We start from the raw sequence: 10300 nt of genomic DNA, 5'->3' as shown, positions 1-10300 counted from the left end.
TGCAAAGGCTTGGTTTGCCTCTGCCTTCTGTGGGAGCGGCGTAGGCCGCGAAGCTGACTGTTCATCAGATGGCACAGGTGCCCAGGGCTCAAGCAACGCCAGCTTCGCGGCTTACGCCGCTCCTACAAACACCGCGCCCGCCGTGCCCGAGCTGGCGGCGCGCTGGATGCGGGCGTACCGTGTGCACCGTTCTTTGAGCAGGTATTGAATCCTGATGTTGATGGTCAATCTGATCGACCGCCCCGCGTTGCTGCCGGCCTTGGCCGCCGCGCACGTACAGGCATTCGGCAGCCTGCTGCCGGAGTGGACCGTGGCCCAGGCCGAAGCCGAACTGCGTGCGCAGCATCGCGACAGCATTCCCTGCAGCTGGTTGGCCGAGGACGACAGTGGCTGGCTGGGCTCGGTGAGCCTGCTGCACGACGATCACGAACAGATCCGTGGCTGGTCGCCGTGGTTGGCCTCGCTGTACGTAACCGAGGCTGCGCGTGGCAAAGGCGTGGGCGCGGCGTTGGTGGCGCATTGTGTGGCACGGGCCGCAGCGCTGGCTGTGCCGGTGCTGTATCTGTATTGCGAAGCGCCGTTGGTGGCCTGGTACCGGAGTCTGGGCTGGCGTGTGCACACCGAGCTGCAGTTGGGGCCGCTGGCGATCACGGTGATGGCGGTGGATACCGGGCACGGCTGAACTGCAGTGGGCAGCGATGCTGACATCGCTGCGCATACACTTGCCTACGACCGCCGCCGCAATGACAGCGGCTGCATTCGCAATGAGGTTCCAACGATGAGTCAGTTCACCGCCACCGATCACCTGCTGATGGCCCGCGCGCTGCGCTTGGCAGAGCGTGCCGCCTGGACCACGCGTCCCAACCCGATGGTGGGTTGTGTCATCGCGCAGGGGGATGACGTGGTGGGCGAGGGCTGGCATCAGCGTGCCGGTGGCCCGCATGCCGAGGTGTTCGCGCTGCGTCAGGCCGGTGAGCGTGCACGCGGCGGCACCGCTTACGTCACGTTGGAGCCCTGCGCACATTACGGGCGCACGCCGCCGTGCGCACTGGCCTTGATCGAGGCTGGTGTGGGTCGGGTGGTGGCAGCGATGGCTGATCCGTTTCCCGATGTGGATGGCGGTGGTTTTGCGTTGTTGCGGCAGGCTGGCATTACCGTCGAGGTGGGTTTGATGGCCGCGCAGGCGCGCGAGCTCAATCGTGGCTTTCTGTCGCGCATCGAGCGTGGGCGCCCATTCGTGCGGGTGAAATTGGCCGGCAGTTTGGACGGTCGCACGGCAATGGCAAGCGGCGAGTCCAAATGGATCACCGGTGAGGCGGCGCGCGCCGATGTGCAGCAATGGCGCGCTCGTGCGGGGGCGATCCTGACTGGCGCGGCTACGGTAGTGGCGGACGATCCGTTGCTGACCGCACGCCCGGACGCGGGTGAGTTTCTGCCGCCGTTGCGGGTTGTGCTGGACGCACAGCTGCGTAGCTTGGCGAGCAAGCGTGTGCGCCAAGGTGATGCGCCTACCTTGTATCTGCATGATCCAGTGTTGTTTGCGCCGGTACTGGATGGCGCTGAATTTGCAGGTGTGCTGGTGCAGGAGGATGGCCGGCTTGATCTGGCCGAAGTGATGGCGGTGCTGGCCGCGCGCGGTATCAACGAGGTGCATGTCGAAGCGGGGCCAACTTTGTGTGGCGCCTTGCTCAAGGCTGAGCTGGTCGACGAATTGTTGCTGTACATGGCGCCGCTGCTGATGGGCGATAGCGCGCGGCCGCTGTTGGCTGGCTTGGGCATTGATGCCATGGCGCAGGTGCAGCACCTGCAGCTGCTGGATACGCGGATGTTGGGTCAGGACCTGCGGCTGTTGCTGCGGCCTGCATGATCGCGATCATGTGGGAGCGGCGTCAGCCGCGAAGCATGTGCATCATCAGCTGGCATAGGTAGCTGGTGCTTCATTGATGTGTGCTTCGCGGCTCACGCCGCTCCTACAAAAGTGGCGCAATAAAAACGGGGGCCTTTCGGCCCCCGCTGCATTAAACCCGGTAGTGCCAGATCAGAAGCTGGCGCGCACGCCGACCGAGTACTGGGCGATATCACCCATCCACTGGCCTTCAGCAACTACGCCCCAGGTCTTGTTGATCTTGACCTGGCCGCCCAGCACGCCGACAAACTCGGTGTCCATGTCGTTGCCATCGATGGCGCCGCCCTTGATCCAAGCTTCGGTACGTGCCGACGGCTTGCCGCGCAGGCCCAGGGTCACGCGACCGGCGTTGGTGTGGTCCTTATAGGTTTCGTTGTACTGGCCAGCGTTGCGGACCTTTACTTCGTTGTTCAAGCGCAGCCACGCGATGTCGGCGGTGAAGTCGACGCGATCGCTCATGTTCATGTGGTAACCGGCGCCCAGTTCGGGCAGGCCCAGTTCGTGCTTGATACGCACGCCTTCCACCTTGTAGGTCTTGCTGGCGCGCGAGTAGCCGCCGAATACGTTGAACTTGTCGGCGATATCAAACGAACCGCGCAGGTAGGCGCCGCCCAGGTTCGGGTCGTTCAGTTCGTTGTTGTTGATCTGCAGCTGGGCCGAGCCGGCTTCAGCGTAGGTGTAGCTCAGCTCGTCGGCGGAGGCGACAACAGGTGCGGCAGCCAGCATGGCGGCCAGAATCAGGGTCTTGCGCATGGATTCCTCTTCAGTGCGATATCCGTGTCGACCAGCCCGTCGCGGGCCGGGACCGTACGTCATGTAGCGGCGGCCGGAGTCTAACGAAATATTCACACCTGAAAAGCCGCTCCGCGACTAGCTGTCGCAGCCTTTGGTGGCGCATGTTAATAGTTGTTTAGCTGGTTATGGCTGCCTATTGGCTGATCTTGGCAGAAAATGAGTGTGGGGGCGCCTTGTTGGTCATGCCTGGTACGCGTATTCATAATGTCTGATTTTCAGAGCAATCCTATTACTGCCTAGCTGATTACCCCCTAATTTGTGCGCGCTCCCCGGTGGGTAGTCGCACTCAGAGGTAGTAATCGTCTTGAAGCTTGAAAGCTGTTTGTTCCTCTGTGTAGCGGTTCTCTGGTTTGCAGCAGCGGCCATGTCGCAATGGCGCGATCAGCTGATGAACGGGTTGGGCTGCCTGTTTGCCTTGGTCAGCGTGGGCACTTTCTTCGGCCGCAAGCGGCAGTAGCCCTACGCGGCTTTCCATGGGGGCTGCGGCTCCAGATACCCGTTCTACGAATGGGAAGCACTTGTTCAGCCCGGCCAAGGCCTTCCCTGGAGCGGCGCTGGTACAATCGCCGGGCCGGTTCGCCGGCACTCACAAACGTCTTCAGGGCGGGGTGCAACTCCCCACCGGCGGTAGGTGCAATGCCTCAGATGGGGCGCTGTGCAAGCCCGCGAGCGCTCCAGCAAGGTCCGCACAGCAGTGCGGCTGCCCGGTTGGAGGTCAGCAGATCCGGTCAGATTCCGGAGCCGACGGTCATAGTCCGGATGAAAGAAGACGGTGTTTCGGGCCCCTTGCGGGGGCCGTGCGCCTGTTTGCCTTGCGGCGTTTTTCGCTCAACTACTGCGGAGAACGTTATGAAAGTCCCTCTTCAAAAGCCTGCACATCCATGTGCAGGGATTCTAGGCAGTGCGCTCATTGGGTTGGTTGGCTACACCCGTTATTTGGGGGCGCACTGATGTTTACTGGAATCATCGAAGGCGTCGGCCGTCTGGCCGCACGCGAACCCATCGGCGGCGATGTCCGCTTTACCTTCGCTGTTGGCAGCCTGCCGTTCGAGCAGGTGCAGATGGGCGAGAGCATTGCCGTCAACGGTGTCTGCCTGACTGTCATCGAATTTGACGGCAGCAGCTTCAAGGCCGATGCCTCAACCGAAACCCTGGCCCTGACCACCCTTGGCGGGCTGGCCGAAGGCGCCGTGATCAATCTTGAGCGCGCCATGCGCCCGACCGACCGCCTCGGCGGCCATCTGGTCAGCGGCCATGTCGATGGCCTCGGCAAGGTACTGTCCGTACACGAGGATGCACGCGCGCTGCGCTGGCGCTTTGCCGCGCCCAAGCCGCTGCTCAAGTACATCGCCAAGAAAGGCTCGATCTGCGTGGATGGCGTCAGCCTCACCGTCAACGAAGCCGATGACGAGGGCTTTGAAGTCGCGCTGATCCCGCACACCGTCGCCAATACCGCGTTCTCCGCCACCGGCGTGGGCAGTGCGGTGAATCTGGAAATCGATCTGGTCGCCCGCTATGTCGAGCGCCTGCTGGGCCAAGGAGCCGCACAATGAATTTCGCCCCCGTTCCCGAACTGCTGGAAGAAATCCGCGCCGGTCGCATGGTGGTCATCGTCGATGACGAGGACCGCGAGAACGAAGGCGACCTGATCATGGCCGCCGAGCTGGTCAAGGCGTCGGACATCAATTTCATGGTCACCCATGGCCGCGGCCTGGTGTGCCTGCCGCTGACCCGTACCCGCGCAGCCGACCTCGGCCTGGCGCCGATGGTGCAAGCCAATACCGCGCAGTTCCAGACCAATTTCACGGTCAGCATCGAAGCCGCCGAAGGCGTGACCACCGGTATCTCCGCGCATGACCGCGCCCACACCATCCGCACCGCGGTGAAGGCCAATGCCAAGCCGTCCGACCTGCATCAACCGGGCCACATCTTCCCGCTGATCGCCCAGCCGGGCGGCGTCTTGACCCGTGCTGGTCACACCGAAGCCGGCGTCGATCTCGCGATGCTGGCTGGGCTGGAACCGGCTGGCGTGTTGGTGGAAATCCTCAACCCCGACGGCAGCATGGCGCGCCGCCCGGAACTGGAGGTGTTCGCCCGCGAGCACGGCTTGAAGATGGGCTCGATCGCCGACCTGATCGCCTACCGCCTGGCCACCGAGCACACCGTCGAGCGTGTGGACGAGCGCGAGATCGACACCGAATTCGGTGCCTTCAAGCTGGTCACCTACCGCGACCGCATCGCCAATGACCTGCATTTCGCGCTGGTCCGCGGCACCCCGGACAAGAACACCCCCACCTTGGTGCGGGTGCAGGTGGAGAACCCGCTGGCTGACCTGCTGCATTGGCGCCGTGACGACTTCGGCGTGGCCAATACCGATGCATTGCGGGCGATCGATGCGGCCGGCAGCGGCGTGATGGTGGTGCTGTCGGCACCGCGTGACACCAATTCACTGTTGGCCCGGCTGCGTCAGCAGCCGGCACCGGTCATCCCGGGCAAGGACAAGGACGTGGGCCAGTGGCGTCGCAACGGTGCCGGCGCGCAGATCCTGTCTGACCTCGGGCTGGGCAAGCTGCGAGTGCTCGGCACTCCGCGCCGGCAGATCGGCCTGGCCGGTTACGGGCTGGAAATCGTCGAAACCGTGCAGCCCTGAGCCTTCGACATTACCTGGAAGCCCGGCTGGACCGGGCTTCCAGCCATTTTCTGCGTCGCGGGTTAAGCCCCCGCACGTTAGACTTACCCACCTTTTGGAACCCCACGCCCCCATGAGCCACTACGAAGGCGACCTCCGCCCGGCCGGTTCGGCCCGTTTTGCCATCATCGCCAGCCGCTGGAATGCCCGTATCACCGACATCCTGGTCACTGGCGCCCGCAAGAGCCTGGCCGGCAACGGTATCGGCGAGGGTGCCATCGACGTGGTCCGAGTGCCCGGTGCCTGGGAAATTCCGTTGGTTGCAGCGCGTCTGGCCGCGGCCGGGCAGCATGCGGCGATCATCGCCCTGGGCTGCGTGATCCGGGGGGAGACCCGTCATTACGAGCACGTTGCTGATCGCTGTGCCGAAGGCCTGATGCGCGCCCAGCTGGATTTCGGCGTGCCGGTGCTCAATGGCGTGCTGGCGGTGGAGCGGGTGGAGGATGCCGATGCCCGTGCCGGCGGCAACCATGGCAACAAGGGTGAGGAAGCCGCTTTGTCGGCATTGGAAATGGTCAATCTTCTGGAACAGCTGCCATGAACAACAAGAACAACGGCAAGCCTGCCGGAAAGCCGGTCCGTCGCGACGGCATTGATCCGGTGCTGCGCTCGCGCGCGCGCCGTCGTGCCCTGCAGGCCATCTACGCCTGGCAGATCTCCGGCGGCAACGCCGAGTCGCTGCTGGCCCAGTTTGCCCACGAACAAGCCCACGAAATCGCCGATCTGACGTACTTCGAAAGCCTGCTGCGTGGCGTGCTGGACAACCGCCGTGACCTGGACGAGGCGCTCGCCCCGTTCGTCGACCGCGCCGTTGAAGAAGTGGACGCCATCGAGCGTGCAGTGCTGCGCGTGGCGGCCTTCGAGCTGCGTTACCGCCAGGACGTGCCGTACCGCGTGGTGATCAACGAAGCCATCGAAACCGCCAAGCGTTTCGGCTCCGAGCACGGCCATACCTACGTCAATGGCGTGCTTGACCGTGCCGCGCTAGAGTGGCGTAAGACTGAATCCAACCAATAACCGACGGCGGCGGCTTCGCCACCGACGGGGTTTGCTACAGCGCCGGGCCGGCATCATCGGCACCGGCGTTGTTGTTTTTAAGGGAGCGCGATCATGAGCCTTGACGAGTTTGGACTGATCGAGCGCATCCGTCGCCGCACCGCTGCGCGCGCGGATATCGTGCTGGGCATTGGTGACGATGCGGCCTTGCTGCAGCCAGCGCCCGGCCAGCAGCTGGTGGTGACCACCGATACGCTCAACGTGGGCGTGCACTTTCCGGCGGAAACCCCGCCCGCCGATATTGGCTGGAAGGCATTGGCGGTGAATCTGTCCGACCTGGCCGCAATGGGCGCGCAACCGGCCTGGTGCAGCTTGTCGCTGTCGCTGCCCGATGCCGATCCGGACTGGGTCGATCAATTCGCCCAAGGTTTCTTCCAGCTGGCCGATCTACATGGCATCGCCCTGATTGGCGGCGACACCACACGTGGTCCGCTTTCGATCTCGATCACCGCGATGGGCCAGGCAGCCGCGGGGCAGGCACTGCGTCGCGACGGTGCACGGCTTGGCGATGACATCTGGGTCAGTGGTGTGCCGGGTGAGGCTGGTCTGGCCTTGGCGTTGTGGCAGCAGCAGACCCTGGATGTAAGCCGGATTGCAGGCGATGCAGCGCTGGAGCATCTGCGCCAGCGTCTGGCACGGCCAACGCCGCGGGTTGAGTTGGGCTGCGCGTTGCGGGGTGTGGCGAGCGCTGCGGTTGATATATCCGATGGTCTGCTCGCCGACCTGGGGCACATCTGCGCACGCAGCGGGGTTGCCGCCGATGTGCTTGAAAACGCATTGCCGGCCTCGTCGGCGGCTGCGCAGGCGGGGCTGTCCGAGGCATTCAACGCATCCCGTGCCAGTGCCGGCGACGACTATGAGCTGTGCTTCACCGCGCCGCCGGGGCAGCGGCAGGCGGTGCGCGAAACCATGGCATCCGTAGCAGTTCCGCTTACCCGGATTGGCTATATTCGAGCCGGGACAGGGGTACAGGTGATCAACCAGGAGGGTGCTGTGCTGGTGGCATCAAGGCAAGGCTACAACCACTTTTCGGGCATTGGGGAATAGGGGAGCCCCGTAATCAGTAAGACGGATTTCTGTGTTCACGCGGCGTCCACGTATTCATATTTACCATCTCGTTCGTGATGGAAGTCGCGGTTTGATGCAATCGAGAGTCTGCATCCGGCGACGGCAAACAGGGGGAAGCAGTGGTGGAAACAGCAACGTTGGAAAAAGTGAGGGCGAAGATGAGTGATGTAGGTACGCCCTCGGTCACGGTGGATAGCCGTGCCTTGGAAACAGCACTCGACACCGTCATCAACCGCAACGTTGGCATTTCCATGCTGCTGGTCTCCACGGCCGATGGCCGTGCGATCGCTCACCGTTCGTTGAACAAGCTCGATCCACGACGCTTGTCGGCGATGAGCAATTCCTTCTTGACGCTTGGGGAAACCTTGTCGCGCGAGCTCGGCCTGACGGCGGCCGACTACGTGACCATGTCCACCTCACAGGGCAGCATGGTGCTGGTACGCGTTGCTGCGGACCGGCCCTATACGTTGGCCGCGCTCGGCCATGCCGATACCTCCCTTGCCATCCTGCTGTATGCCGCTCGCGATGCTGCGGCGCGGATCAAGGTGTTGCTGTAACTCTGCGCTGTAAATAATCCGCGTTGCAGCTTGTCTGGCATGCCAGGGAGGCAGCGCGGGTGAACGGGTTCGGGTACGACAATTCGAGGTGTTGCCAGCGCTGCACAACGGCATGGCCGCACTCAACACTTAGACAACAATCGATCAGGAATGGAGAATCACATGGCTGGAAACGTCAAGTTGGACAAGTTGAATGAAATCGCTGGTTTCGTCGGTGCTGCACTGGTCGACAGCGATAGCGGCATGGCCCTGGGCATGTTGGGTGGTGGTCCGATCAATCTGGAAGTTGCCGCTGCTGGTAACACCGAAGTAGTGCGCGCCAAGCGCCGCGTCGCCGCCTCGCTGGGCATCACCGACGCGATCGAAGACATCCTGATCACCCTGACCAAGCAGTACCACCTGATCCGTCCGCTGGAAAGCAATGCGGACCTGTTCCTGTACGTGGTGCTGGATCGTTCGCGCGCCAACCTGGCACTGGCACGTCATGAGCTGAAGTCGTTCGAACAGACGCTCGATTTCAAGTGATGCAATGACGCACCACTGCCCCGTGACGGAGCAGTGGTGCGCCAGCAAAGCTTTGGCTCACAGAACTGATCGACACGATGAGCGCACCTGCCCGCAAAATCTCTGCCGCCGTGATCGGCTGCCAGGGTCTGGATGTCCTGCATATGATGCGGCTGAAGGTTGCCAGCTCGTTGCTGATGGCCGAGTACATCCAGGCAGAAGTGCAGGAGTGGAACCACCAGCAGGTGGATCTGCTGGTGGCTTGTATCGATGACAGCAATGGGCAACAGCTGCTGCGCGAAGCCAATCAACAGGGTTTGCCGGTGCTGGCGGTGACGCGCAAGGTATTGTCGGGGTTGTCGATTCCGGGCGTGGCCTATGGCGCCAGCGTCCGCGATATTTTCCAGCAGCTGCGGCAGCTGTTGTTGACATCGGACAGCAGTGGCGAGCGCTTCAAGCCACGCACGTTGTTTCGCAGCCTGGCGGACGCCAAGGGCAAGCCCAGTCTGCTGCATATGGGCTTGGTCAAGCTGCTGATCGATGCCACGCATACGCGGGTAACCCTGCTGCGCGATCTGCCCTATGAAAATTTTTTGAAGGCCGCCGCCGAGCCGGGCTGGACCCTGTCGCTGCTGGGCAGTACCGAGGCGCTGGATGAATGCATGGCTGACGCAGTCAGTAGCCATGCTTTCGAGGATTTCTGCTGGCAGGCGGCGGCGCTTTCGCCCGAGCCGTTGTTGCAACGGGAGACCACCAACCCATGCCAGCTGCGTGGCTGGCCCGAGGTGGAAACCGGCAAATTGCCGGTGCAATGGTTGCTGCCGATGGCGGCGATGATGATCCGACCGTGGCAGCCGGGCGAACTGGCCCAGGCCACCGGCACGTCGCTGGATGATATTGCCCGTATCATGGCCGCAGCGGCCTGTACCGGGCTGCTCGATGGCAGTGGCGCCGAGCTTGCTCCAGCGCAGGGTTCTGGCAACAAGGTGTCCGGCTTCTTCACACGTATCGCCAAGCGATTCGGGCTCAATTTTTCCAAGGGGCTTCAGGTCTGACGGCTATGGCAACCAAGTTGGTTTTTGTCGGTGAAATGGGTGCGGGTAAAACGACTGCGATCCGGTCGATCTCGGACATGGAGCCGATCAGCACGGAAATGCCGATCAGCGACGATGCTGCGCTGGAAGCATTTGAAGACAAGTCGCATACGACCGTGGCGCTGGATTACAGCTCCATTGAACTGGGCGATGGTGAACTGTTGCATGTCTACGGTGTGCCGGGTCAGGCCTACCTGGATTTCATGTGGCCGATCGTGGCCGAAGGTGCAATCGGCGTGATCGTACTTGTGAGCGCACTCAACCCGCGCGCGCTGCCAAGTACGTTGACACTGCTCGAGCGTTTCCGTGCATTGGCGCCGGATGCCTGTTTTGCAGTGGGTGTGACCTGCCAGGACCGCGAGCCTGATTTCAGCTTCAGCGAATTCCGCAATGCCCTGGCCGGCGAAGGCCATCGCCTGCCGGTGATGTGGGTGGACGCGCGTGAGACCAGCCAGGTTGATTTTTTGATCAAGGCGCTGCTGTCGTGTCGCTACGCCGAAGCGATTGCCTGAGCCAGCGATGGTGTTGGTTGGTGCTGGTTGTGGGGGGGGGGGGTGGAGGCCCCCGGGGCACCCAACTCAAGGACGCCACCGGCTGGTGGAGGCGACGGTGCCGGGGGCTGGGTCGAGGG

Annotated in this window: 13 protein-coding genes and 1 riboswitch; of the genes, 11 read left to right on the top strand and 2 right to left on the bottom strand. The window is 62.9% G+C overall.

All coding sequences use genetic code 11. The annotated features are described in order from the left end of the window. Positions 1-214 precede the first annotated feature (214 nt). A complete protein-coding gene (locus tag ACVOMB_RS19975) occupies positions 215-682 on the top strand; it encodes a GNAT family N-acetyltransferase (protein WP_481532789.1) in 468 nt (155 codons plus the stop codon). Positions 683-778: 96 nt separating this feature from the next. Continuing rightward, positions 779-1867, top strand: a complete 1089-nt coding sequence (gene ribD / locus ACVOMB_RS19970; RefSeq protein WP_481532788.1) for a bifunctional diaminohydroxyphosphoribosylaminopyrimidine deaminase/5-amino-6-(5-phosphoribosylamino)uracil reductase RibD — start codon at positions 779-781, stop codon at positions 1865-1867. A gap of 171 nt (positions 1868-2038) precedes the next feature. Here the strand turns inward: ribD and ACVOMB_RS19965 are convergent, their stop codons facing one another. Continuing rightward, positions 2039-2659, bottom strand: coding sequence for a hypothetical protein (locus ACVOMB_RS19965; RefSeq protein WP_481532787.1), 621 nt, complete (start codon positions 2657-2659; stop codon positions 2039-2041). A 328-nt stretch (positions 2660-2987) separates the two neighbouring features. After that, the gene (locus ACVOMB_RS19960) at positions 2988-3176 is read right to left on the bottom strand and encodes a hypothetical protein (RefSeq protein WP_481532786.1); all 189 of its coding nucleotides are present in this window, start codon (positions 3174-3176) and stop codon (positions 2988-2990) included. A gap of 115 nt (positions 3177-3291) precedes the next feature. After that, positions 3292-3476: riboswitch (FMN riboswitch) on the top strand. Positions 3477-3651: 175 nt separating this feature from the next. Between ACVOMB_RS19960 and ACVOMB_RS19955 the strand changes: the two genes are divergently transcribed. The 9 genes from ACVOMB_RS19955 (at position 3652) to ACVOMB_RS19915 (ending at position 10181) form a co-directional block, all read left to right on the top strand. Then, the gene (locus ACVOMB_RS19955; RefSeq protein ID WP_481532785.1) at positions 3652-4254 is read left to right on the top strand and encodes a riboflavin synthase; all 603 of its coding nucleotides are present in this window, start codon (positions 3652-3654) and stop codon (positions 4252-4254) included. Continuing rightward, complete coding sequence (ribB, locus tag ACVOMB_RS19950) at positions 4251-5351, top strand: 3,4-dihydroxy-2-butanone-4-phosphate synthase (RefSeq protein ID WP_481532784.1); 1101 nt, start codon at positions 4251-4253, stop codon at positions 5349-5351. The genes ACVOMB_RS19955 and ribB overlap by 4 nt, the downstream gene beginning before the upstream one ends. A gap of 112 nt (positions 5352-5463) precedes the next feature. Next, complete coding sequence (gene ribH / locus ACVOMB_RS19945; protein ID WP_481532783.1) at positions 5464-5931, top strand: 6,7-dimethyl-8-ribityllumazine synthase; 468 nt, start codon at positions 5464-5466, stop codon at positions 5929-5931. Next, complete coding sequence (gene nusB / locus ACVOMB_RS19940; RefSeq protein WP_481532782.1) at positions 5928-6407, top strand: transcription antitermination factor NusB; 480 nt, start codon at positions 5928-5930, stop codon at positions 6405-6407. The genes ribH and nusB overlap by 4 nt, the downstream gene beginning before the upstream one ends. Before the next feature lie 93 nt (positions 6408-6500). Beyond that, entirely contained in the window at positions 6501-7493 is a 993-nt protein-coding gene (gene thiL / locus ACVOMB_RS19935; protein WP_481532781.1) for a thiamine-phosphate kinase, read from the top strand. Positions 7494-7672: 179 nt separating this feature from the next. After that, complete coding sequence (locus ACVOMB_RS19930; protein WP_481532780.1) at positions 7673-8071, top strand: roadblock/LC7 domain-containing protein; 399 nt, start codon at positions 7673-7675, stop codon at positions 8069-8071. A 162-nt stretch (positions 8072-8233) separates the two neighbouring features. After that, on the top strand, positions 8234-8596 hold the full coding sequence (locus ACVOMB_RS19925; protein WP_057627433.1) for a roadblock/LC7 domain-containing protein: 363 nt from the start codon (positions 8234-8236) through the stop codon (positions 8594-8596). A gap of 77 nt (positions 8597-8673) precedes the next feature. Beyond that, the gene (locus ACVOMB_RS19920) at positions 8674-9630 is read left to right on the top strand and encodes a hypothetical protein (RefSeq protein ID WP_481532779.1); all 957 of its coding nucleotides are present in this window, start codon (positions 8674-8676) and stop codon (positions 9628-9630) included. Then, complete coding sequence (locus ACVOMB_RS19915) at positions 9627-10181, top strand: GTP-binding protein (RefSeq protein ID WP_481512247.1); 555 nt, start codon at positions 9627-9629, stop codon at positions 10179-10181. Before ACVOMB_RS19920 ends, ACVOMB_RS19915 begins: the two co-directional genes overlap by 4 nt. Positions 10182-10300 lie beyond the last annotated feature (119 nt).

The sequence above is a fragment of the Stenotrophomonas sp. STEN018 genome (assembly GCF_056760235.1).
The sequence above is the reverse complement of the archived record's forward strand: the minus strand, read 5'-3'. Positions and strand labels throughout refer to the sequence as shown.